At 72.0% G+C, this 22,462-nt stretch carries 22 protein-coding genes; all 22 read left to right on the top strand.

Annotation, left to right across the window (positions count from 1 at the left end; translation table 11 throughout):
* The first annotated feature begins 3 nt into the window (after window positions 1–3).
* The 22 genes from ACZ3OF_RS32760 to ACZ3OF_RS32655 all read left to right on the top strand — a co-directional run bounded on the left by ACZ3OF_RS32760 (window position 4) and on the right by ACZ3OF_RS32655 (window position 22,399).
* Window positions 4–720 (top strand): GvpL/GvpF family gas vesicle protein, encoded by a 717-nt coding sequence (locus ACZ3OF_RS32760; RefSeq protein ID WP_467308451.1) that lies wholly within the window; start codon window positions 4–6, stop codon window positions 718–720.
* 52 nt (window positions 721–772) lie between these two features.
* Window positions 773–1,021 (top strand): gas vesicle protein GvpG, encoded by a 249-nt coding sequence (locus ACZ3OF_RS32755; protein ID WP_467308449.1) that lies wholly within the window; start codon window positions 773–775, stop codon window positions 1,019–1,021.
* Between the two features lie 21 nt (window positions 1,022–1,042).
* A complete protein-coding gene (locus ACZ3OF_RS32750; protein WP_361679239.1) occupies window positions 1,043–1,501 on the top strand; it encodes a gas vesicle protein in 459 nt (152 codons plus the stop codon).
* Window positions 1,498–2,427, top strand: a complete 930-nt coding sequence (locus ACZ3OF_RS32745; RefSeq protein ID WP_467308447.1) for a GvpL/GvpF family gas vesicle protein — start codon at window positions 1,498–1,500, stop codon at window positions 2,425–2,427. Before ACZ3OF_RS32750 ends, ACZ3OF_RS32745 begins: the two co-directional genes overlap by 4 nt.
* Entirely contained in the window at window positions 2,424–2,639 is a 216-nt protein-coding gene (locus tag ACZ3OF_RS32740; RefSeq protein WP_361432109.1) for a gas vesicle protein, read from the top strand. The genes ACZ3OF_RS32745 and ACZ3OF_RS32740 overlap by 4 nt, the downstream gene beginning before the upstream one ends.
* Entirely contained in the window at window positions 2,636–3,088 is a 453-nt protein-coding gene (locus ACZ3OF_RS32735; RefSeq protein WP_467308445.1) for a gas vesicle protein K, read from the top strand. The genes ACZ3OF_RS32740 and ACZ3OF_RS32735 overlap by 4 nt, the downstream gene beginning before the upstream one ends.
* Window positions 3,089–3,374: 286 nt before the next feature.
* Window positions 3,375–4,148: an AfsR/SARP family transcriptional regulator gene (locus ACZ3OF_RS32730; RefSeq protein WP_467308442.1), complete on the top strand. Its 774-nt coding sequence runs from the start codon at window positions 3,375–3,377 to the stop codon at window positions 4,146–4,148.
* Between the two features lie 52 nt (window positions 4,149–4,200).
* Window positions 4,201–5,745, top strand: coding sequence for a phage tail sheath family protein (locus ACZ3OF_RS32725; RefSeq protein WP_467308440.1), 1,545 nt, complete (start codon window positions 4,201–4,203; stop codon window positions 5,743–5,745).
* An 11-nt stretch (window positions 5,746–5,756) separates the two neighbouring features.
* Complete coding sequence (locus ACZ3OF_RS32720) at window positions 5,757–6,278, top strand: phage tail protein (RefSeq protein ID WP_467308438.1); 522 nt, start codon at window positions 5,757–5,759, stop codon at window positions 6,276–6,278.
* Between the two features lie 8 nt (window positions 6,279–6,286).
* Window positions 6,287–7,057 carry a hypothetical protein gene (locus ACZ3OF_RS32715; RefSeq protein WP_467308436.1) on the top strand — a complete coding sequence of 257 codons (771 nt, stop codon included), beginning with the start codon at window positions 6,287–6,289 and terminating at the stop codon, window positions 7,055–7,057.
* Window positions 7,054–7,926, top strand: a complete 873-nt coding sequence (locus tag ACZ3OF_RS32710; protein ID WP_467308434.1) for a hypothetical protein — start codon at window positions 7,054–7,056, stop codon at window positions 7,924–7,926. The genes ACZ3OF_RS32715 and ACZ3OF_RS32710 overlap by 4 nt, the downstream gene beginning before the upstream one ends.
* Window positions 7,923–8,186 carry a hypothetical protein gene (locus ACZ3OF_RS32705; protein WP_467308432.1) on the top strand — a complete coding sequence of 88 codons (264 nt, stop codon included), beginning with the start codon at window positions 7,923–7,925 and terminating at the stop codon, window positions 8,184–8,186. Before ACZ3OF_RS32710 ends, ACZ3OF_RS32705 begins: the two co-directional genes overlap by 4 nt.
* Window positions 8,183–8,818: a hypothetical protein gene (locus tag ACZ3OF_RS32700; RefSeq protein ID WP_467308430.1), complete on the top strand. Its 636-nt coding sequence runs from the start codon at window positions 8,183–8,185 to the stop codon at window positions 8,816–8,818. The genes ACZ3OF_RS32705 and ACZ3OF_RS32700 overlap by 4 nt, the downstream gene beginning before the upstream one ends.
* 1 nt (window position 8,819) lies before the next feature.
* Entirely contained in the window at window positions 8,820–9,200 is a 381-nt protein-coding gene (locus tag ACZ3OF_RS32695) for a hypothetical protein (protein ID WP_467308428.1), read from the top strand.
* Window positions 9,193–10,320 carry a hypothetical protein gene (locus ACZ3OF_RS32690; RefSeq protein WP_467308426.1) on the top strand — a complete coding sequence of 376 codons (1,128 nt, stop codon included), beginning with the start codon at window positions 9,193–9,195 and terminating at the stop codon, window positions 10,318–10,320. The genes ACZ3OF_RS32695 and ACZ3OF_RS32690 overlap by 8 nt, the downstream gene beginning before the upstream one ends.
* Window positions 10,317–10,844: a phage baseplate assembly protein V gene (locus ACZ3OF_RS32685; RefSeq protein ID WP_467308424.1), complete on the top strand. Its 528-nt coding sequence runs from the start codon at window positions 10,317–10,319 to the stop codon at window positions 10,842–10,844. The genes ACZ3OF_RS32690 and ACZ3OF_RS32685 overlap by 4 nt, the downstream gene beginning before the upstream one ends.
* Window positions 10,845–10,847: 3 nt before the next feature.
* The gene (locus tag ACZ3OF_RS32680; protein WP_467308422.1) at window positions 10,848–11,165 is read left to right on the top strand and encodes a hypothetical protein; all 318 of its coding nucleotides are present in this window, start codon (window positions 10,848–10,850) and stop codon (window positions 11,163–11,165) included.
* A gap of 10 nt (window positions 11,166–11,175) precedes the next feature.
* On the top strand, window positions 11,176–11,541 hold the full coding sequence (locus tag ACZ3OF_RS32675) for a GPW/gp25 family protein (RefSeq protein ID WP_467308420.1): 366 nt from the start codon (window positions 11,176–11,178) through the stop codon (window positions 11,539–11,541).
* Window positions 11,538–14,282: a putative baseplate assembly protein gene (locus ACZ3OF_RS32670; protein ID WP_467308418.1), complete on the top strand. Its 2,745-nt coding sequence runs from the start codon at window positions 11,538–11,540 to the stop codon at window positions 14,280–14,282. The genes ACZ3OF_RS32675 and ACZ3OF_RS32670 overlap by 4 nt, the downstream gene beginning before the upstream one ends.
* The gene (locus ACZ3OF_RS32665) at window positions 14,279–16,903 is read left to right on the top strand and encodes a baseplate J/gp47 family protein (protein WP_467308416.1); all 2,625 of its coding nucleotides are present in this window, start codon (window positions 14,279–14,281) and stop codon (window positions 16,901–16,903) included. The genes ACZ3OF_RS32670 and ACZ3OF_RS32665 overlap by 4 nt, the downstream gene beginning before the upstream one ends.
* Entirely contained in the window at window positions 16,900–19,077 is a 2,178-nt protein-coding gene (locus ACZ3OF_RS32660) for a hypothetical protein (protein WP_467308414.1), read from the top strand. The genes ACZ3OF_RS32665 and ACZ3OF_RS32660 overlap by 4 nt, the downstream gene beginning before the upstream one ends.
* A 16-nt stretch (window positions 19,078–19,093) precedes the next feature.
* Window positions 19,094–22,399 carry a DUF6519 domain-containing protein gene (locus ACZ3OF_RS32655; RefSeq protein WP_467308412.1) on the top strand — a complete coding sequence of 1,102 codons (3,306 nt, stop codon included), beginning with the start codon at window positions 19,094–19,096 and terminating at the stop codon, window positions 22,397–22,399.
* Window positions 22,400–22,462: the final 63 nt, after the last annotated feature.

Genomic DNA, 22,462 nt, shown 5'->3' with positions numbered 1-22,462 from the left:
CCGATGGCCCTCTACGTCTACGCGATCACCGCGCAGAACCACCCGCTCGACCTGAAGGAACTGCCCGGCGTCGGATCCGATCCCTCTCCGGTGCGCACCGTCGCCTCCGAGTCGCTGTGCGCGGTGGTCAGCGACATCTCCGAGGTGATCCGGCCCAAGCGACGTGACCTGCTGACGCACCAGGAAGTGCAGGAACGCCTGATGCGGGACGGCCCCGTCCTGCCCCTGCAGTTCGGCTACACCGCCGACGACGACTCGTCGGTGCTGGAGGTGCTCCGCAGGGACGCGGACGTCTACCTTGCCACGCTCGAACGGCTCGACGGATGCGCCGAGTACCACCTGAGAGCCTCCCAGGACGAGGAGGTGCTCCTGCGGCAGATCCTGTGGGAATCGCCCGAAGCCCGGGAGCTCAACGAGCGGATACGGGCGGGGGACCAGGATCCACAGCTGCCGTTGGCCCTCGGACGACTGGTGGCGACACAGGTTCAGGAAAGGCAGGATGCTCTGGCGTCCGGGCTGGTCGAGGCACTTCTCCCGTTCGCCCGTGAGCACAACGTGCGGCCGGCGTCCGGCAATGACTTCCTCAACCTCTCCCTGCTGATCCCCGACGACCGCAAGGACGACTTCCTGACGGCTCAGTCGAACATCGCCCGTGAGATCGACGGCGGCGTGGAGTGCCGGCTCAGCGGCCCTCTGCCACCGTACAGCTTCGTACAGTGACGACGTCCGCCACCTCGCGGCCGGTAGCGATGCGGAAAGGAGAACGACCGGGATGGGACTGCTGACACAGTTGCTCACCCTCCCTCTCGCCCCGGTGCGCGGCGTCGTCTGGGTCGCCGAGCGCGTGACGGAGAAGGCCGAGGAGGAGTACTACGACCCCGCTCCCATCTGGCGGGAGCTGGCGGAGCTGGAGGGCCGGCTCGTGCGCGGGGAGATCGATCAGGACACGTTCGATCAGCGCGAGGACGAGCTGATCGACCGGCTGGATGAGATCACGGCCTATCGGCAGGGGATGTCATGACCGGGAATCGAGGACGGTGTCGTGTCTGAGCCCCTGCCCGACCGGTTCGGGTCCGTTCCCTCCCGCGCGGCACCGGTGCCGTACGGACCGGGTTCGTCCGCCAATCTCGCGGACATCCTGGAGCGCGTCCTCGACAAGGGCATCGTCATCGCCGGGGACATCCGCATCAACCTGCTCGACATCGAACTGCTGACGATCAAGCTGCGGATCGTGGTCGCTTCCGTGGACAAAGCGAAGGAGATGGGCATCGACTGGTGGGAGCACGATCCGTCGCTCTCCTCGAAGCACACCGGTGGCCCCCTCGCGGAGGAGAACCGGCGACTCCGGGCGGAGTTGGAGGAGTTGAGGCGTGACTCGCTGGACACCGGTCGGGAGCCGTCCGACGCGGAGGAGGACACGGACACCGGGACGGCCACGGAGGAGGGGCAGGAAGACGGACCACGGCCCCGCCGCCGAGCGCCGCGAGGGCGTGAGACATGAACGGTCAGGACGGACTCACCTACGTCTACGCCGTCGCTGCGGACACGCGGGCGTTGCGCGAATCCCTCACCGGCGTCCGCGGCATCTCAGGAGCGCCCGTGTTCCTCCTCGGTGAGCGCGAACCGGACGCGGACACCGACACCGACACCGGTACCGGCACCGACACAGTTCCGGGCAGTCCTGATGCCGTCGCGTTCGTCACCAGCCGCGTCTCGCCGGAGGAATTCGACGAACCGACCCTGAAGGAACGTTTCGAGGATCTGGAGTGGCTGGAAGGCGTCGCCCGCGCCCATCACGAAGTCGTCCAGTCGGTCGCCCGCCACGACACCGTCCTCCCGCTGCGGATGGCCACCGTGTACCAGAGCGACGGCCGCGCCCGGAAGGCTCTCGCCGCCCAGCGGCATGCCTTCGTCGAGCGGCTCTCCCTGCTGCACGGCCGGAGCGAGTTGGGCGTCAAGCTGTACGTCACTCCCACGGGACCTCCCGAGGGTGGCGGGAGTCCCGCCGACTCCCCGGACGCCGCTCCTCTCAGCCCCGGCAAGGCGTATCTCCGAAGCCGCAGGGCACAGCACCGCGCACAGGAGAGCCGGTACGAGCTGGCCGAGCGCGCCGCCGAACGCGTCGAGGCTCTGGCCTCCCGGTTCAGCACCCACCGCGTACGCCACCCGGCTCAACGAGGCGAACTGGCGGGCCCGGAGGAGAACGTCCTCAACGACGCCTACCTCGTCCCGGCCGACCAGGCCGACGAGTTCCGGAGCGCGCTCGCCGGGGTGGTGGAGGACGTCGACGGCGTACGCATCGAGGTGACCGGGCCATGGGCCCCGTACTCCTTCGCCATGCCGCCGCCGCCCGCCTCCGAGCCGTCAGCCTCCCAGCCGTCCGCCGCGCAGCAGCCTTCCGCCGACAGGGAGGGGCGAGCGCCATGACCGTCTCACGGCCCACCGAGTCCCTGCCCGGCCGCCAGGTGGCCTTGGTCGATCTGCTCGACAGGCTGCTCAGCGGGGGAGTGGTCCTCTCCGGCGACATCGTGCTGTCGATCGCCGACATCGACCTAGTCCGCATCTCGCTCAGGGCCCTGATCGTGTCCGTGGACGCGGAGTCGGACCCGTTCACGACAGTGGACCGGAGGCAGGCGTGACAGAGGAGGGCGGGGCGCGGAGGGAGCGCGAAGCCTCCCCGGACACGGACGCGCTCCCCGACGCCCGGCGGCACACCTCCCCGCCCTTGCGCGAGGTCGGTGCCACGCTGGGCGACGCGTTCCGCCTCGTTCAGGCACCGCCCGCCGCCCGAGCCGGCGAACCGGCGCGTCCGGCACGCCGCATCCGTGCCGATCGTGAGTCGGTGGAGGAGGACCTCCTCAAACTGGTCCTCACGCTGGTGGAGCTGGTGCGTCAGCTCATCGAGAGGCAGGCCCTGCGCCGCGTCGACGCGGGCGACCTCACCGACGACCAGGAGGAGGAGCTGGGCGCCACGCTGATGGCCCTGCACGACGCCCTGGCCGACCTCTGCGCCGAGCACGGCTACACGCTCGCCGACCTCAACCTCGACCTGGGCCCACTCGGCCCCCTTCTGCCACCCCAGGACTGAAGACCCCGACCTTCCTCGTGCGACGCGAGCGCGTACGGAAGTCGCGCCGGGCGAAGCCGCGTTGAGCAGTGGTTACGCGACGGATCGTCAACTTGATCCCTCGGAAACGCTTCACCCGGTACGTCGACACCCGACCCGCGATCCGGATGCCTGAGGGCCGGGTCGTGAGGCCTCTTGGCATCCCGCCAGGGGCGGTTGCGTGGTCGCGTCGTCCGCTCGTACCCACCGCCTCTCGGCTACGTTCTGCGATCGAATCGCTCGATCATCACCCTGCGTGAGGAACCTCATGTCCGTACCGAGCGTCGCCTCCCCTCCCACCACCATCCGGCTCCTCGACGGGTTCGCAGTGCTGTGCGCCGGCCGTGCCGTCGCCGTGCCGCCGAGCGGGCAGCGACTCGTCGCCTATCTCGCGCTGCGGATCGGCGCCAACCGATCGGTGGCCGCCGCCGCGCTGTGGCCCGAGGCGCCCGAGGAAAAGTCGCTGGCCAGCCTGCGGACCGCCGTGTGGCGGGTGAACCGGGCGACACCCAACCTGGTGGTCGCCCACGGGATGAACGTCGCCCTGGCACCGGACACGGTCGTCGACCACCGGGAGTTCACCAACCGCGTCAGGCTGATACTGCGACCGTCCGCCGGCGCCCAGCCGCCGCCGGCGGACGACGACGGTTACGCCTGGCTGCTCAGGGCCGGGGAGCTGCTGCCGGGGTGGTACGACGAGTGGGTTCTGCTCGAGCAGGAGCACACCCGCCAACTCCGGCTGCACGCACTGGAGGCGGCAGCCCAACGCATGGCCGTGCAGGGCTGCCACGCCGGCGCTCTGGAGCTGGCCTTCGAGGCCGTCCGCCTGGAGCCGCTGCGGGAGAGCGCCAGCAGGGCGGTCATCGCCGTGCACCTCTCCGAGGGGAACGCCGTCGACGCGGTCCGGCACTACGAGTGGTTCCGCAGACTGCTCGACGCGGAGCTGGGGCTGCGGCCCTCCGCACGGCTGACGGCGATGGCAAGGGGACAGATCGTCGCTCCGCGAGATTCGGCCGGTGATCGAGCGGTGACGCCGTGGTGACACGTACGGGATAAGCCATGCACAACAGACGACCTGGCGGAGGGAAAAGCAGATGCCGGTGCAATTGTCCTACCCCGGCGTGTACGTGGAAGAGCTGTCCAGCGGCGTGCGCACGATCACCGGTGTCCCCACCTCGATCACCGCGTTCGTCGGCCGTGCCCTGCGCGGCCCGCTCCACAAGCCCGTCACGCTGACGTCCTACGCCGACTTCGAGCGCACCTTCGGCGGCCTCTGGTCGGAGAGCCATCTGGGCTACTCCGTAAGGGACTTCTTCCAACAGGGCGGTGGCACCGCCCTCGTCGTACGGGTCCACGCCGCTGCCTCCGACGACACCGCCACCATCAGCATCGGCAGCGGGAACAAGAGGCTGAAGCTCAACGCGGCCTCGCCCGGAGCCTGGGGGGCGAAGCTGAAGGTGACCGTGGACAACGACGTCCGGACGAACGCCGACGGGTCGAAGGACCCAACGATGTTCAACCTGACCGTCGTCGACTCGGCAACCGGGATCAAGGAGGTCTTCCGCAACGTCTCCTACGCGCTCGGCGCGGCCCGCCGCGTGGACCTCGTGCTCGCGGCCGAGTCCACGCTCGTCCGGACCGACCCGACCGTGTCGCTCCCCACCTCGCCGCAGAACAACTCCCCGGTGGAGGCCAACGCCTCGGGAGGCGGCGACGGCGGTGCCATCGCCGCCGCGGACATCGTCGGAGCCAACTTCGAGACGGAGAAGAAGGGGCTCTTCGCCCTCGAGCACGCCGATCTCTTCAATCTGCTCGTCATCCCGCCCTACTCGGGCAGCGGTGATCCGGGCGATCGTGACGTCGATCCCGCGATCGTGACGGCAGCCGTCGCCTACGCCGAGAAGCGCCGCGCCGTCGTCGTGCTCGACCCGCCCCAGGGCTGGACCTCCGCGGCGCCGGCCGTGTCCGGCGCGGCGACGTTCACCAGCAGCAAGAACGCCGCCGTCTACTTCCCCGCGATCAGGCAGCCGGATCCCCTCCGCGACAACCAGGTCATGCGTTTCGCCCCCTCCGGGGCCGTCGCCGGTGTGATCGCACGGACCGACGCCACCCGGGGAGTGTGGAAAGCTCCGGCCGGGCTCGACGCGACCCTGTCCGGGGTGACCGAGCTGTCGGTGCCGCTGACCGAAGGCGAGATCGGGCTGCTCAACCCGGTCGCGGTGAACTGCCTTCGGCTGGCACCCGGCGCGGGGCACGTGGTCTGGGGGGCCCGCACCCGCAACGGCGCGGACCGGATCGCCTCGGAATGGAAGTACCTACCGGTGCGCCGCACCGCCCTGTTCATCGAGGAGAGCCTCTTCCGCGGCATCCAGTGGGCGGTCTTCGAACCGAACGACGAGCCCCTGTGGGCCCAGCTCCGTCTGAACATCGGCGCCTTCCTCAACACCCTCTTCCGGCAGGGCACCTTCCAGGGCAAGACCGCCCGCGAGGCGTACTTCGTCAAGTGCGACGCGACGACCACCACCCAGACCGACATCAACCTCGGCGTCGTCAACATCCTCGTCGGCTTCGCTCCGCTCAAGCCCGCCGAGTTCGTCGTCCTCCGCCTGCAGCAGATCGCCGGCCAGATCCCCGCCTAGGAGCCGACCCCATGGCACAGTTCAGCGTCAACGCACAGCGCTTCGATCCGTACAAGAACTTCAAGTTCCGCGTGAAATGGGACGGCCGCTTCGTCGCCGGCGTCAGCAAGGTGAGCGCCCTCAAGCGCACAACCGAGGTCGTCGAGCACCGCGACGGCGCCGACCCCTCCACCGCGCGCAAGTCACCGGGCCGCACGAAGTACGAGGCGATCACTCTCACCCGCGGGGTGACCCACGACGTCGAGTTCGAGCAGTGGGCCAACAAGGTCTGGAACTTCGGCTCCGGGCTCGGCGCCGAGGTCTCCCTCAAGGACTTCCGCAAGGACCTGATCATCGAGCTGTACAACGAGGCGGGCCAGCTCGTCCTCGCGTACAAGGTCTTCCGCGCCTGGGTCTCCGAGTTCCAGTCCCTTCCTGAACTCGACTCCAACGCCAACGCCGTGGCCATCCAGACCCTCAAGCTCGAACACGAGGGCTGGGAGCGGGACGTGGACGTCGTCGAGCCGCAAGAGCCCTCGTTCGTCGAGCCGTAGGAGTGGATGTGCGCGCACTGTCCGCCGGCGACGTGCTGCGGCTGTGGGACGAGTCCCGGGACACCTCACCGGAGACGCGTGCCCTCGCCCTGGCCACCGCGGCCGACGACGGGACCTGCACCGGCACGGTCCGCGTCCCGCTGGCAGAACGGCCCGTCGGTCGCGTCACCGCGCTGCTGCTGCGGCTGCGGAACGCGCTGGCCGGCCCCCGGATGGCGGCCACGGTCGGCTGCCCGGGCTGCCACGCGACGGTGGAATTCCAGGCCACGACCGACGCACTGCTCGCTCTGGAGGACAAGATCGTCGACTCCCCACCGCCCCTGCTGCACGGCGGATACGCGGTGGACTGGCGATGCCCCTCGTACCGCGATCTCCAGGCGGTGGCCGAGGGGCCCGAGGCGGACGACCCGGACCGCGGCGCGGTGCTGCTGCTGGAGCGATGCCTGCTGAGCCTGCGGCACGAGGATCGCCCGGTGGTCCGCGCCGCCGACGGTCTCCCCGCCGCGGTGCGCGAGGCGTTGACCGAGGCCATGGCGTCCGCGGACCCGCTCGCCGACCTGCTGGTCGACCTCAGGTGTCCCGACTGCGAGCACGCGTTCACCGCCGACTTCGACGTGGCCGCGTTCGTATGGGCCGAGGTCGAGTCCCGTGGACGGCAGTTGCTGATGGAGGTCGACGCGCTCGCCCGCGCCTACGGCTGGTCCGAGACCGACGTGCTCGCGCTGAGCGAGCCGCGTCGGGAGCACTACGTCCGCATCGTCACCGGGGAGCTGCCATGACCGATCTGCTGCTGCGGCTCGCCACCCGGGCCTCCGGGCGGCGCCACCGTCCGGCCACCGTCCCGCTCCTGCCGCCCCCTCCCGCAGCCGAACGGCCTTCCCGGGAACGCGCCGGGACCGGTGAGGACGCCACTTCCGAGGGAGTACGCGTTCCGGGCGCGCCTCCGCGGGACGGTGAGGAGGCCGGCCGGGGAACCGGGAGGGACCGGGGCCCTGCCGACGACGCCTCCCTCGCCCTGCCCACGGTCGCGCCGCACGGCTCGCCACCGGTCGTCCGGCCCGCCCCCGTGACTCCGACTCCACCGGCCCTCGTCGCCGACACCCCGTCGCACGAGCCCACCGGCGTCGCGCGGAGCGCCGAGGACCGGTCCGCCGTGCCGTCACGGCCGCCGCTGGCCACCCCGGTTCCCTCGCCGTCCGCGATCGCCGAGGCCCTACCGGCAGGCGCACCGGCCCTACGGCCTTCCGCCGTGACCGAGGGCAGCACCCCCCGGGTCCTGGCCGGTGACCAGGAGCCGGACGAGCTCCGACCACGCCGACGCGCCGCGGCACCCGACCAAGGCGGCGTGCGACCGACGCGCGGCGGGGACGCAGTCGCGGTGCCCGTCGCCCGACCCGTACCGACTCCACCACCCGTACCGCCGACCGTGGTTCCCCGTCACGCCGCGCTTCCGCCCGTCGTCGCCGTCGCGGAACCGGCGTCGGCCGTCACCATCAGCATCGGCAGGGTCGAGATCCGTGCCGTCCCCCCGGCCGCGCACGCGCCCGTCCCACCGGAGCCGGACGGCGCCTTCCCGGGCGGGCCGGGAGCGAGCGCCGGCACGCTGTCCCTCGGCGACTTCCTCCGCGGCACCGGGGACACGCGATGAGCGCCGGGGCGCCGAGGGTGCGGATCGTCGTCGACGAGATCGTGCTGCGCGGCCTGACGCCGGCCCAGGCCGGATCGGTGGTGTCCGGTCTGGAGCGGGAGCTCGGCGCGCTCGCGGCCGGCGCCGACCCCGCCGGCCTCACCGGAGGCACCGTCCCCGTGGTGCGCCCCCGGCCCGCCCGTATCCCCGCACCGAGCGCCGCCGCGCTCGGGGCGCAGGCCGCGACGGCGATCTGGACGGCCCTGGGAGGTGCACGGTGATCTCGCCCCGTGTCGTCAAGGGCGGCCTCGTCGAGGTGGACGTGACCTCCGGTCGCGCCCTGCGGACGATCGCGCTCCAGTACAACCCGGACGCCCTCACCCGTACCGTCGCCGTCCAGGCCGCGGGCGGAGACACCGGGCAGGCGCTGCGACTGAAGGGCGTCGCGGTCGAGACGCTGCGCCTGGAGGCGGAGATCGACGCGACGGACCGGCTCGAGTTCCCGACCGACAACCGCAGCACGGTCGAGTTCGGCATCCATCCGCAGCTCGCCGCCCTGGAGCTGCTGGTCAACCCACGGGCCACCGCCCTCGCGGCCAACGACGCCCTGGCAGCCAGGGGAGTGCTCGAAGTCCTTCCCATGGAGACACCGTTGACGCTGTTCGTATGGAGCCGGCAGCGCGTCCTGCCGGTCCGCGTGACCGAGCTGTCGATCGCCGAGGAGGCCTTCGACACCTCGCTCAACCCGATCCGCGCCAAGGTCACCCTCGGCATGCGCGTCCTGTCCGTCGATGACCTCGGGTTCGGCCACCGCGGCGGAGCGCTCTTCATGAGCCATCTGCGCAACAAGGAAGCGCTGGCCGCCCGCGGCGGCTCTGCCGCCCTGTCCGCCCTCGGACTGGAGGTGATCTGAGATGCCCGACCCGCTCCAGGCACTCCTCGCGGCCGGTGCCGTGCCCACCGTCTCGCTCCCGTCGACCAGCCGCTACGCCACGGTCGGCGTCACCGCCCACCTGCGACCCACCGGCCCCGGCGAAGAACCCGCCCCGCCCGTCCCGTACTTCCGCCGCCGGCTGTGCCCCGCTCCGGAACGCTTCGCGCTGCTCCACGAGTACGCGACCGTGGCCGGCGACCGCCGCGACCTGCTCGCCGCCGGCCTGCTCGGCGATCCGGAGCTGTGGTGGCGGCTCGCCGACGCCAACGGGGTGATCGACCCGGCCCGGATGACACTGCCGCCGGGTCGCCGGCTGCGCATCACCCTCGCCGAGGGCGTGCCCGGAGCGGCCGATGCGTGACCTGCCCCCGGGACCCGTACGGCTGCAGCTGTTCCTCGGCCCCGCCGTCCCCGTGCCCGCGCCGCGCTTCGTCATCGACGCGCTGACCGGCCTCAAGGTCGAGAGCGGCTCCGGCGAGGCGCAGAGCGGCTTCGAGCTGACCTTCTCGATCCCCAAGGACTCCCCGGTCCAGGCGTTCTTCCCGGTCTCCGTACCGGTGTTCCGCTGCGTCGTCGCGGTCACGGTGCGGGGCGTCACCGAGGTCCTCGTCGACGGTGTCGTGACGCACCAGGACATGACGGCGGCCGGCCCCACGTCGGTGCTCCACGTGAAGGGCAAGGACCTCACCTGCGTCATGGACCTCGTGCCGTTCGACGGCCTGCCCTACCCGGCGATGTCGCCGGCGGTGCGCGCCCTGACCGTCCTCTCGAAGTACGCGGCACTGGGCTGCGCGCCGCTCGTGATCCCCAGCCTCCTGGAGGACGTGCCGATCCCGGTCGACCGCATCCCCGTCCACCAGGGCACCGACTACGCCTACGTCACGGCCCTCGCCAAGGAGGTCGGCCACGTCTTCTACATCGAACCCGGACCGGTGCCCGGCGTGAGCAAGGCGTACTGGGGACCGGAGATCCGGCTCGGAGCGCCGCAGCCCGCGCTCAACGTCGGTCTCGACGCCGCCCACGACAACGTCGCCACCCTGAACTTCACCTTCGACAAGGAGAAGAGGGAGCTTCCCATCGTCGCGATCCAGGAACGCACGAGCAAGGCCCCGCTGAACCTGCCCATCCCCGACGTGGCCCCCATCCGGCCACCGCTGGGCCTCGTCCCGCCGATCCCGCCGAAGCTGCACCGTATGACGGACACCGCGAACCTCAGTCCGCTCGCGGCCGTGATGAAGGGCGTCGCCCACGCCGCCCAGCACTCCGACGCCGTGTTCGGCACCGGCACCCTCGACGTCGCGAAGTACGGCCATGTGCTGCGCTCACGCAGACTGGTCGGCGTACGCGGCGCCGGTACCGCCTTCGACGGGCTCTACTACGTCACCCGCGTGACGCACGACATCCGGCGCGGCGCGTACACCCAGACGTTCTCGCTCGCCCGCAACGGCGTCGTCTCCACCGTCCCGGCGGTGCCGGTATGACCCAGGCCAGGACCGCCCCCGTGACCGGCTACGTCGGCAAGTACCGCGGCACCGTCGCCAACAACGTCGACCCCCTGAGGATGGGCCGGATCCAGGCCCTCGTCCCCGACGTCTCGCCGAGCGTGTCCTCGTGGGCGATGCCCTGCCTGCCGCTCGCCGGGATCAACACCGGTGTCTTCACCGTGCCGCCCATCGGCTCCGGGGTCTGGATCGAGTACGAGCACGGCGACGCCGACCACCCCGTCTGGGTCGGCGGCTACTGGGGCAGCCCGGCCGAGGTCCCCCTGCTGTCCCACGCGGTGCCGCCCGGCATCGCCGGCATCACCCTGCAGACCACGCTGAAGAACGGCCTGGTGATCAGCGACGCACCCGGCCCGACGGGGGGAATCCTGATCACCACGGCGACCGGAGCCATGATCTCGGTCAGCGACGTCGGCATCGTCATCAGCAACGGCAAGGGCGCCACCATCTCCCTGACCGGGCCGACCACCGACATCAACCTCGGCGCGCTGACGGTGGTGTGACCGATGCCCGGACCGATCCTCCACCTCGGCGCCACCGTCCTGTGCACCCACGCCGGACAGGCCACGCCGACCACGCCCTTCCCCCGGGTGACGGTCTCGGGGCAGCCCGTCGTGACCCTGGCCACCCCGTACGTCGTGGCCGCATGCGGGCTGACCGGCACCCCCACCCCGCCCTGCGTCACAGCCCAGTGGCTCGCCGGCGCGGTACGGGTGCTGGCGGGCGGCCAACCGGTCGCCCTGCAGTCCGGCAGCTCGGTGTGCACCCCCACCGGCACCCCACTCACCCCGCTGGCCGCCCAGACCCGGGCCATCGCCTCATGAGGGAGGCGTCATGACCATCGATCACCCCTACGACATCGGCGGCAGCGGCCGCACGGCGACGACCGATCCGGACGAGCACGTGCGGGACATGATCGAGCAGCTGCTGCTCACCTCGCCCGGAGAGCGGGTGATGCGGCCCGGTTTCGGGGCGGGTCTCCTGCAGCTCGTCTTCGAACCGGGCGGCCCCGAGGCGGCGGCGACCACGCAGTACCTCGTGCAGAGCGCCCTCGAACAGCACCTCGGCCACGTCCTGACCGCCGACGGCGTCGAGGTGGAGGCCGTCGACTCCGCTCTGCTGGTCACCGTCTCGTACGTGGTCCTGCGCACCCGCACCCGCGCGGTCGCCACCGTCCGTACCTCCGGCGGCCGCCCATGACCCGCTTCCCGTGCCAGAAGCCGCGCCGCCTGCTCGCACTCCAGCAGGCGGGCGCCCTGAGCGACCTCAACGGCATCGAGTACGTCGAGGTCCTCGACACCGCCGCGCCCACCCCCGAGCTGCGCCAACGCGTCCTGTACGTCCGGCTGGTGCGGTCCGTGCCCACCGGACTCGACCGGGACAACATCGTCGTCGAGGGCGGTGAACGCATCCCGGCCGTGACCGTCGAGTGGGCCGCCATGGGCGACAGCGGCGACGTACCGCCCGAACTGCTCGTCGGCATCGACGAACCCGACCAGGTGATCGTCGTCCGCACGGAACAGCGCGGGGACTTCTCCACCTACCGGCTCCGGCTCGTCTCCGGCCCCGAATCGGACCTGCCGCCCGCCGGATTCGACCCGCTACTGGCCGAGGCCGAGTTCGCGTTCAAGGTCGAGTGCCCGAGCGACTTCGACTGCGCCCCGGCCGACACCTGCCCGCCCGAGCCGTCCGTCACCCCCGCCATCGACTACCTCGCCAAGGACTACCAGGGGTTCCGGCGGCTGATGCTGGACCGGATCTCGCTGCTCGCACCCGAGTGGACCGAGCGCAACCCGGCCGACGTCGGAACGGTCCTGGTGGAAGTCCTCGCCTACGTCGCGGACGAGCTGTCCTACCGTCAGGACGCGGTGGCGACCGAGGCATACCTCGGGACCGCCCGCAGCCGGATCTCGCTCCGCCGGCACGCCCGGCTCGTCGACTACCGCGTGCACGAGGGAAGCAACGCCCGCGTCTGGGTGCGGATCGGCGTCGAGGAGGGAGCGGCGGTGGAGCTCCCCGCAGGCACTCCGCTGCTGACCACGGTCCCGGACCTACCGGCGGTGATGAAGACGGGGTCCCAGGAGCACCGGTCGGCGCTCGCGGCGCAGCCGGTCGTCTTCGAGACCGTCGACCCGGCCGTACTCCACGCCGATCTGGCCGAGATGCGCTTCCACACCTGGGGCGACCAGGGCTGCTGCCTGCCCATGGGGGCGACGTCCGCGACCCTGCGCGGAGCCCACCCGCAGCTGAGGGCCGGGGACGTGCTGGTGCTCGCCGAAACCGTGTCGCCGACCACCGGAAAGCCCGCCGACGCCGACCCGACCCGCCGTTGGGCCGTCCGCCTCGTCGACGTCCGAGGCTCCGAGGACCCGGTGGGCGGCCTGTTCGAGGATCCCCAGACGGCCGATCCGCTGCCCGTGACCGAGATCGTCTGGCACGAGGAGGACGCCCTGCCGTTCCCGCTCTGCCTCGGTGTCGTCGAGGGCGCCCTGGAGACCGCGCGCGCCTGGGGGAACATCGTCCTCGCCGACCACGGGCGGACCGTCCCCGGAACGGACGCCCCCGGCGAACCCCTCGGACCCGTGCCGGGACCCCGCCTGAGCCGGGTGGACCGACCCGGCCAGGGCGGGACCACCCCGCCCGGACCGGTACCGGCCCGCTACCGCCCCACGCTCGCCCGCGGCCCCCTCACCCACGCCGTCGCGCACCCCGCAGCGATCCTGTTCCAGCACGTCGCCACACCCGCCCTGCTGGCCGAGCTGACCGCGCTCACCTACGACGACGCGCTCCGGACGCTGCTGCGCTCCCACGAGCGCCAGCCGACGGGCGAGACGGTCACCGTCCGGGGCGCCGACCCGGTCTGGTCGATCAGCGACGGCACGACCGTCCTGCGGGTCGTCCTCATGTGGGACCAGCTGCTGGTGTCGGAACAGCGCGCCCCCGCGTCGGCCGTCCGCGCCGCCGCGCCCCGCGAGGCGCGTCCGGCCATCGACCTCTACGGTGAGCTCGGCGGCGACTTCCGGTACTGGCAGGTGCGGCCCGATCTGCTGGACAGCGCGGCGGCGGCCACGGAATTCACCGTCGAGGCCGAACACGACGGGACCGTACGGCTGCGCTTCGGGGACGACGAACACGGGATGCGCCCCAAGGAGGGCACACGGTTCTACGCCCGGTACCGGGTGGGCAACGGCCGCGCGGGCAACGTGGGTGCCGAGTCGATCGCCCACGCCGTGACGGACACCGGCGGCGTCGTCTGGGTGCGCAACCCGCTGCCCGCCGTGGGCGGCACCGACCCCGAATCCCCGGAGGAGATCCGCCGCGACGCGCCCCGGGCCTTCGCCGTGCAGGAACGCGCGGTGACCGAGGCGGACTGGGCCGAGGTGACGGAACGGGTCGGCGCCGTCCAGCGCGCGGCCGCGACCCTCCGGTGGACGGGCTCCTGGCACAGCGTGTTCGTCACCGCGGACCGGCGGGGCGGAAAGCCCGTCGACGCCCCCTTCGAGCGGGAGCTGCGCGCCCGGCTCGAACGGTACCGACTGGCCGGTTACGACCTGGAGGTGGACGGCCCCGTGTTCGTACCGCTGGAGATCGGGCTGCGGGTGTGCGTGGAGCGCACCCATCTGCGGTCCGACGTCGGGGTCGCGGTGCTCGCCCGGCTCGGCGACTCCACCCTGCCGGGCGGCGGCCGCGGCCTGTTCCACCCCGACCGCCTCACCTTCGGCCAGCCGGTGCACCTGTCCACCGTCCTCGCCGAGGTGCACGCCGTGCCCGGAGTCGAGTCGGTGGACGTCCACACCTTCCAACGACAGCGCCTCCCGGAGACCAGCGGCCTCGACAGCGGTGTCCTGGCGATGGGGCGCCTGGAGATCGCCCGCCTGGACAACGACCCGAACTTCCCCGAGCGCGGCATGCTCGACCTCACCCTGGGAGGCGGCCGGTGACCGACACCACCCTCGTCGGCGACGACGGAACCTGCGGCTGCTGCTCGGGCACCTCCGCGCGCACCCCCGGCACACTCGGCAACCGGCCCGGACTCCCCGAGATCGCGTACCGCAGCGGCGTCCACGGTGACTTCCGGTCGAGCATGGTCACCGCCCTCTCCGACCCGAGCCGCCCCCGGCTGAACCGGCTCCTCACCCGCGACGCCGGCGACCCGACGATCGCCCTGATCGACGCCTGGGCGGTCGCCTGCGACGTCCTGACCTTCTACAACGAGCGTCTCGCCAACGAGTCGTACCTCCGCACGGCCACCGAACGCGTCTCGCTCCAGGAACTCGGCCGGCTCGTCGCCTACCGGCCGGCGCCCGGTGTCGCCGCCGAGACGCACCTCGCCTTCTCCCTGGAGAAGCCCCCACAGGCCGCGCAGCCGACCGGACTTCCCCCCGACCCCGGTCTCATCCCGCCGTCACCCCCCGCGGCCGTCGACCTGCCCATCGGGCTCAGGGTCCAGAGCGTGCCGGGCCCCGGCGAACTGCCGCAGCTCTTCGAGACGGTGGAGGAGCTTTTCGCGCACGCCGCGTGGAACGCCCTGCCGATCGTCCCCACCACGCCTCGTCCACCGGTCAAGGACAGCGTCGACGCCTGGTTCGCCGGCGACACGCTTCCCGTCCGGACCGGCGACGCGATCCTCTTCGCGAGCGACGACCTGGCGCACGACAGGTGGGACGTACGGCTGGTGACCGGCGTCGAGCCGGACCCGCCGCACCGGCGTACGCACGTCCGCTGGGACCGGGGACTCGGATCGGACGCCCCGTACAACCCGCCCGCGGATCAGCCGGACGTCTTCGTGCTGCGCAAGCGGCTGCGGGTGTTCGGCCACAACGCGCCGGTGTGGGCCGCGATGAACGCCGAATTCCGCACCGGATACGCGTCGGTCCACGGGGGTGCGGCGAGCGACCTGGAGTGGCCGAAGTTCGAGGCGGTCACCGAAATCTCCGAATTCGGGGAACCCCTCACCGTCGTCGACCTCGACGGATCACAACCCGACGTCGTGGTCGGGTCCTGGGTGGTCCTGTCCCAGGAACACGTGGTCGTGTCCCAGGAACAGGAACAGGCGAACGAGGACATCCCTTTCTACCGGGAGCTCTACAAGGTGGTGGACCGCACCGAGTTCTCCCGCTCGGAGTTCGCCGTGTCGGGCACCGTCACCCGTCTGAAGCTGCAGGGCGAACAGCGCCCTTCGCGCAGGACCCGTGCCGACGGACCCCCGTTCGAGTCACCTCGCGACGTGACCGTCTTCGCCGTCTCCGAACCCCTCACCGTCGTCGAGGCACCCGACCCCGACCCCGTCACCACCGACTCCTTCCTCGTCGAGGGCGACGCGACCGCCATGCTCCCCGGGCGCCGGCTCGTCCTGTCGGGCCGCCTCGACGGCGGGACCGAGGAACAGGCGACCGAGGTCGTCGTCCTTCTCGACTCCGTACGGGACGAGGGCGACCGTACCCGCATCACGCTGACCGCACCGCCCCGCCACCACTACGAACGCGCGAGCACCGTGCTCTTCGGGAACGTCGTGAAGGCCACCCACGGCGAGACCGTGCACCAGGTCCTCGGCGACGGTGACGCCCGCCGCCCCTTCCAGACCATGCCGCTCCTGCACGGCCCGCTCACCCACGTCCGCGCCGACACCCCGCAGGGCTTCGCCTCGACGCTCACCGTCCGGGCCGACGAGGTCGCCTGGCGAGAACGGCCCACCCTGCACGGGGCCGAGGCGGGCGACCGGGTCTTCACCACCCGGGACGAACCCGACGGGTCCGTGGTGGTGGCGTTCGGAGACGGCGTACGCGGCGCGCGCCTCCCCTCGGGATCGCACAACGTCCGTGCCACGTACCGCAAGGGCCTCGGCCTGGCCGGCAATCTGCCGGCCGACCGGCTCTCCCTGCTCATGGACCGCCCCCTCGGCGTCAAGGCCGTCACCAATCCGGTCGCCGCCGACGGCGGGGTCGACCCCGAGGACGAGGCGCACGCCCGGGCCTCCGTGCCGCTCGCCACCCGTACCCTCGGCCGGGCCGTCTCACTGCGCGACTACGCCGACTTCGCGCTCGCCTTCGCCGGGATCTCGCTCGCCCGGGCCGACGTGCTGCGGCTGCGGACCGGGCGGACCATCGTCGTCAGCCTTTGCGGCCCCGACGGCGCGGCCGCCCCCGACACCACCGTCGCCGACCTCACCGCCGCCCTGCGCCGGTACGGCGACCCGCTGGCCCGCGTCGAGGTCCTGTCGGCCCGTCAGCCGCGGTTCCGGCTGGCCCTCACCGTGCGGGTGGCCCCCGCACGGGAGACGAAGGCCGTGCTCGCCGCCGTCGAGGCCGCGTTGCGTGCGGCGTACGCGCCGCTCGTTCGCGGACTGGCCGCGCCCGTCCACCGCTCGCAGGTGGTGGCCGTCGCGGCGAGCGTGCCGGGCGTCGTCGCCGTGGACCTGGACCTGCTGTACCGCGAGGAACCTGGCCTGCAGAACCGCCTCCCCGCCGCGGGGGCGTCCGTGGACGCCCACGGCCGGGCGGTCGCAGCGGAGCTGCTCGCCCTCGCCGAAGCCCCGTTCGACCGGCTGGAGGAGATGCCGTGACCACAGCCCAGCCCGAACCCACCGCCGCCGACCGGCTCTACGCCCTGCTGCCGGCGGTCTACCGCCTGCGCGACGCGGAGCGGGACGCGGCACTGCGGGAGTTCGTCGACGTCCTCGCCACCCAGCTGGAGGTCCTGGAAGAGGACCTGGAGCAGCTCTACGACGACCAGTTCATCGAGACCTGCGCGCCCTGGGTGGCGCCCTACATCGGCGACCTCATCGGCTACCGCCTGCTGCACGGAGTGGCGCAGAAGGTCCGCTCGCCACGTGCCGAGGTGGCCCACACCATCGCCTACCGGCGCCGCAAGGGCACCGCCGCCGCGCTGGAACAGCTGGCCCGGGACGTCACGGGCTGGCCGGCCCGCGCCGTCGAGTTCTTCGAACGCCTCGTGACGACCCAGTACATGAACCACACCCGACCGCACGCGCAGGCCACCCCCAGCATGCGCGATCCGGAGGCGCTGTCGTGGGGCACGCGGATGAACGGCGCCTTCGACGACCTCGCCCACACCGCCGACGTCCGTGCCGTCAGCGCTGCCCCGCCCCGCCGCGCCGGGCGGTACGCCATCCCCAACGTCGGCATCTTCCTCTGGCGCACCGAAGCCGTGCGGCTGAACCGCACCCCGCTCACCCCACACGCCCCGGGTGACCGGCGCCGCTACCGCTTCGACACGCTGGGCAGCGACGCGACGCTCTTCGCTGCTCCACGCACCGAGGAGGAGATCACCCACCTCGCCGAACCGGAGAACGTCCCCCTCCCGCTGACCCGTCGCCGGATGGCCCTCCGCCTCGACGCCCTCTACGGAGACGGACGCAGCCTGTCGCTGTCCCAGGGGGTGCGCACCGCCGTCGGCGCCTGGGACTTCACCCCCGTACCCTCATCCGATGTCACCGTCTGCGACCTGTCGGACCTGCCCGGCGGCGGTGGCGCGTGGGCGCACGAACCGACCGCGGGCAAGGTCGCGGTCGACCCCGAACTGGGCCGCGTGTACTTCGGTACGGCCCTCCCCGCGACCACCAAGCCGGTCGCCACCCACCACTACGGCCTCGCCGTGCCGCTGGGCGCCCGAGGTTCGGCGCGGGGCGAGGCGGCGCCCCCGCGTCCCTACCGGGAGGTCGCCGACGGCGAGGCACAGCAGTCCCTCCTCGACGGACTCGCCGACGGCGGCACGCTGCGCATCACCGACTCGGACCGGTACGCGGACCTGCACACCGTCCGCACCACCACTGCCGGTGCGGGCAACCCCGACACGTCCGTCTGGGTACGCGCCGACGACGCCACCCGCCCCACGGTCGTCGTCCCGGACGGCCTGCGCCTCGCGATGGGCCCGCGCACCGAAGTCGTCCTCGACGGGCTCCTGATCACCGGCGGACCCGTCGTCCTGGAGGACCAGGGCGACGGAGGCAACCGCACCGTGGAGCTGCGCGACTGCACCCTGGTGCCCGGCCAGAGCCGGACCGAGGAAGGCGAGCCGGCCCACCCCGAACGGGCCTCCCTGCTCATCCTCGACCCCTTCGCCAGCGTGCGGCTCACCCGGTGCGTCCTCGGCCCGATCGTCGCCGTCGAAGGAGCCGACATCACCCTCACCGACTGCGTCGTCGACGCCTCCGCTCCGACGGCGATCGCCTTCTGCGGGCGTTCCGAGCCGGCTGACGGCGGCCCACTCACCGTCCCCGACACGGCCGCGCAGGCCACGGGAGCGGGCACCGAGCCCGGCGGCCGCCTCCACCTGCGCGAATGCACCGTCATCGGTGGCATCCACGCCGTCGAGCTCGACGCCTCCAACTCCTTGCTCGTCGCCGAACTCGCCCCGGGCGACACCCGGGAGGCCGCCGTGTGGGCCCGCCGCCGCCAGCAGGGGTGCCTGCGTTTCAGCTATGTGCCCGAGGGCTCGCGCACGGGCCGCCGCTACCGCTGCCGCCCCGACCCCGCCGACCCACCCGGTATCCGCCGCGCCACCCGCCCCCACTTCACCTCGCTCCGGTACGGCGACCCCGCGTACGCCCAGCTCGGCACCGCCACGCCGGACACCATCCGGCGTGGTGCCGACGACGAGAGCGAGATGGGCGCGACCCATCTGCTGTTCACCCCGCGACGGGAGAGCGATCTCCTGCTGCGGCTCGACGAGTACCTCCGCTTCGGACTCGAAGCGGCCTTCTTCTACGCGACCTGAGCAAGGAGGCCTCCCCATGGGAGCCGATCTGAGCCGCGTCCGGTTCGACGCGCTGCGCGACCACTCCGGCGTCGTCATGCAGCAGGGCCGACTGCTGCTCGACTCCGACTGGAACGAGTTCGTGGCGATCTTCGACCGCCGCCTGCGCGCCACCGCCGCCGACCTCGGGAGCCCCGGACCCTCGGAGGCGTCCTCGGATGTCGCCGTGGTCCCCCGTACGACCCCCGACGCCTTCCTGATCACCCCTTCGGAGGACGGCATCACCATCGGCCGCGGCCGGATGTACGTGGACGGCCTGCTCGCCGAGAACCACGGCGTGGGGGACACCTACTTCGACCCCGTGCTGGCCGAGCCCGCGCTGACGGAGGACACCCCGTACACGGACCAGCCCTACTGGCCCGCCCCGAAGGACCTGCCCACCTCCGGCACCCATCTCGTCTACCTGGACGTGTGGCAGCGCGAGGTCACCCCGCTCCAGGCGCCGGACCTCGTCGAGGAGGCGGTGGGGGTCGACACCACTGCCCGCACCCAGACCGTGTGGCGGGTGCGCGTGCACGAGCCCGACACCCCCGACATCGACTGCAGCACCGAGGACGAGTCCATCCCCGGCTGGTCCGAGGTCCTCACCCCCTCGGCGGGGCGGCTCACCACCGACACGGTCACGGTGGCGGCCGCCGACGACCCCTGCTCGCTGCCGCCCAGCGGCGACTACCGCGGGCTCGAGAACCAGGCCTACCGGGTCGAGATCCACGACGGCGGAGCCGCCGGCACCGCCACCTTCGCGTGGTCCCGCGACAACGGCTCCGTCGCCATGCGGGTCGTCGAGGTCGTGGCCCCCGACCGACTGCGACCCGAGCACCTGGGCCGCGACGCGGTGCTCGGCCTGCGGGAGAACGACTGGGTGGAGATCCTCGACGACCACCGGGAACTCGACGAGCAGCCGGGGGAGATGCGCCGGATCACCACGGTGCACGGCGACGGGACGGTCTCCTTCAGCCCTGCGCTGCCGGGCGACCTGCCCACCACGACCGACGAGGCGCTCCGGCGGAATCTGCGGATCCGACGGTGGGACCAGTCGGGCACGATCAAGAACGGAGACGGCGACACCATCCAGGATCTCGACGACGCGAGCTCCCCGGGGGTCATCACGGTGCCGCCGGGCGGCGTGCCCGTCGTCCTGGAACACGGCATCACCGTGACGCTCGACGCCCCCGGCGGGGTCTTCCGTACGGGTGACCACTGGATCTTCACCGCGCGCACGGCCACCGCCACCGTCGAGAAGCTCGACGAAGCACCCCCGTTGGGCGTTCACCACCACTACGCCCGCCTCGCCGTCGTCACCTTCCCCTCCGAGGCGCACGACTGCCGCACCCTGTGGCCGACCGGTGGCCACTGTGGCGACTGCACCGTCTGTGTCACCCCCGAATCGCACGCCAGCGGTGCCATGACCGTGCAGGACGCGGTCGACCTGGTCTCCGAGGACGGAGGCACCGTCTGTCTCGCAGCGGGCGTCTACCACCTCGGCGAGGATCCGGTACGGATGCGGGACGCCCGGTCGGTACGTGTCCGCGGTCAGGGCGTCGGCACTCTGCTCATCGCGGAGCGCGGCGGCTTCGACATCGGCCGTTCGACCTTCGTCACGCTGGAGGACTTCGCGCTGATCTCGACCAGCTACCGCCCCGGCATCGGGCTCGGCGTCACGGCCGAGGTCACCGTTCGGCGGCTCACCGTGCTGATCGTGGGTGGCGGGGAAGGGAGCGGCCAGGGCCCCGCCATCGAGTTGTCCGGCGCATGCCTGCGCACGCGCGTCCAGGACTGCGACCTTGTCAGCCGCATCGGAATCGCGGCCCGGGAGCACCTGGACGACGAAGGCGGCGGCATCCAGGCGCATCTGTTGACGGCCGATCTGGAGATCAGCGGGAATCTCCTGATGTGCTGGTGGACGGGTGTGGACTTCGGCAGCAGCGTCGCCCACGTCCAGCGCAACACCATCCGGGGCAACACGGTGCTGTACGCGCAGGGCGCGAGTCTGCGGTTGCTCGGGGCCCTCTCCCCGTGGGCCTCCTTCGACATCGTCGACAACCATGTACAGGCCATGGGGGACGGCGTCGAGATCGGCGCGAGCGGATACACCGTCCGGGACAACACGATCACCGGCAACCCGGACCCGGAGACCGGCTCGGGCAACGGGGTCGAGGTGCGCGACGGCGTGTCCGGTGTGCTGCGCGGCACCACTCGCGTGTTGGGCAACCGCATCACGCGGATCGACGGCGTGGGCGTCCTCGTCCGGGTGCCGACCGGCGACCTCGACGTCTCGCGCAACACGATCGAAGGGGCCGCCGACGGGGGCATCGTGGTCAAGGGGCGCGGCAGGCTCGCCGACGCCGTGATCGTCGGCAACACCGTCCGGGACATCACCACGCACCAGTGGAACCTGGCCGACGGCACCGACGGCATCCGCGTCGTCGGGGCGACCCATGCGCTGGTCGCATCCAACACGGTCTCCGGTCTCACCACCGATCTCGGCGGCGGTCAGGAGGACCAGCAGGAGCGCGTGAATCGCCAAAAGGGCAGGAAAGGCAAGGACGGAAAGGACGGCACGGAGGAGCGGGAGGGGCAGGAGGGCGGCTACCCGGACCGCAGGACCGCGGTGGCTGTGCTGGCCTGCCGGGAGTCCCGCATCCACGGCAACAGCGTCGAGAAGATCGGCTCGTCCGATCCGATGGAGGTCGACCGGCTCCTCGGCATCCACGTCTCCGTCTTCGACCGCACCACGATCGAGAGCAATGTCTGCCGGCGGATCCCCGAGGACGTCGATCACGACACCCACAATGCGTGGAGCGGCCTGCTGGTGGGCGACGATCCCCAGGACGACGCGCGTCGGAGCGGCCGCACGGCGCACATCGGCCGGTACATCTCCGTCGTCGGGAAAAGGTTCGCGTACCTCATCGGCCCCGACGCCGCGTTCGGCCACGCGTCGGACGACGTCAGCGCTGTCGTCACCGCCAACACCTTCACCGGTGCCGCCCAATACCCCGCAGCGCTGATCGACGTGGCGAAGGACGCCGTCGTCTCCGCCAACCAGTTCCGCCAGCACGGCGACTCGGACCCGACCGCGCTCACCGTGCGGGCCACGACCGCGACCGTGACCGGCAACCGTGCCAGGGGCGGCATGCCGTCGATCCACTTCGACGTCGAGCCGGACTACGTCGCCGTGCTCGGCAACATCACGAGCGGCGGCATCAGCCCGTACGACCCCATGGACCCGGATCACTCCATCGACTTCAAGTGGCTGACCCTCAACGTCGAGGGCGTGCACTGACAGCGGCTCCGGTGCCCCCACCACCCCGGGGGAGCGTCCGCTCCCCCGGGTGTCCGAACGCCC

It is taken from the genome of Streptomyces sp. NPDC022552 (assembly GCF_055561875.1).
The sequence above is the reverse complement of the archived record's forward strand: the minus strand, read 5'-3'. Positions and strand labels throughout refer to the sequence as shown.

Coding starts and splice junctions, on each gene's coding strand:
- ACZ3OF_RS32740 (WP_361432109.1), top strand. CDS start 2,424: ATGACCGTCTCACGGCCCACCGAGTCCCTGCCCGGCCGCCAGGTGGCC.
- ACZ3OF_RS32690 (WP_467308426.1), top strand. CDS start 9,193: ATGCGTGACCTGCCCCCGGGACCCGTACGGCTGCAGCTGTTCCTCGGC.
- ACZ3OF_RS32720 (WP_467308438.1), top strand. CDS start 5,757: ATGGCACAGTTCAGCGTCAACGCACAGCGCTTCGATCCGTACAAGAAC.
- ACZ3OF_RS32680 (WP_467308422.1), top strand. CDS start 10,848: ATGCCCGGACCGATCCTCCACCTCGGCGCCACCGTCCTGTGCACCCAC.
- ACZ3OF_RS32760 (WP_467308451.1), top strand. CDS start 4: ATGGCCCTCTACGTCTACGCGATCACCGCGCAGAACCACCCGCTCGAC.
- ACZ3OF_RS32655 (WP_467308412.1), top strand. CDS start 19,094: ATGGGAGCCGATCTGAGCCGCGTCCGGTTCGACGCGCTGCGCGACCAC.
- ACZ3OF_RS32730 (WP_467308442.1), top strand. CDS start 3,375: ATGTCCGTACCGAGCGTCGCCTCCCCTCCCACCACCATCCGGCTCCTC.
- ACZ3OF_RS32670 (WP_467308418.1), top strand. CDS start 11,538: ATGACCCGCTTCCCGTGCCAGAAGCCGCGCCGCCTGCTCGCACTCCAG.
- ACZ3OF_RS32675 (WP_467308420.1), top strand. CDS start 11,176: ATGACCATCGATCACCCCTACGACATCGGCGGCAGCGGCCGCACGGCG.
- ACZ3OF_RS32695 (WP_467308428.1), top strand. CDS start 8,820: ATGCCCGACCCGCTCCAGGCACTCCTCGCGGCCGGTGCCGTGCCCACC.
- ACZ3OF_RS32710 (WP_467308434.1), top strand. CDS start 7,054: ATGACCGATCTGCTGCTGCGGCTCGCCACCCGGGCCTCCGGGCGGCGC.
- ACZ3OF_RS32685 (WP_467308424.1), top strand. CDS start 10,317: ATGACCCAGGCCAGGACCGCCCCCGTGACCGGCTACGTCGGCAAGTAC.
- ACZ3OF_RS32705 (WP_467308432.1), top strand. CDS start 7,923: ATGAGCGCCGGGGCGCCGAGGGTGCGGATCGTCGTCGACGAGATCGTG.
- ACZ3OF_RS32725 (WP_467308440.1), top strand. CDS start 4,201: ATGCCGGTGCAATTGTCCTACCCCGGCGTGTACGTGGAAGAGCTGTCC.
- ACZ3OF_RS32755 (WP_467308449.1), top strand. CDS start 773: ATGGGACTGCTGACACAGTTGCTCACCCTCCCTCTCGCCCCGGTGCGC.
- ACZ3OF_RS32745 (WP_467308447.1), top strand. CDS start 1,498: ATGAACGGTCAGGACGGACTCACCTACGTCTACGCCGTCGCTGCGGAC.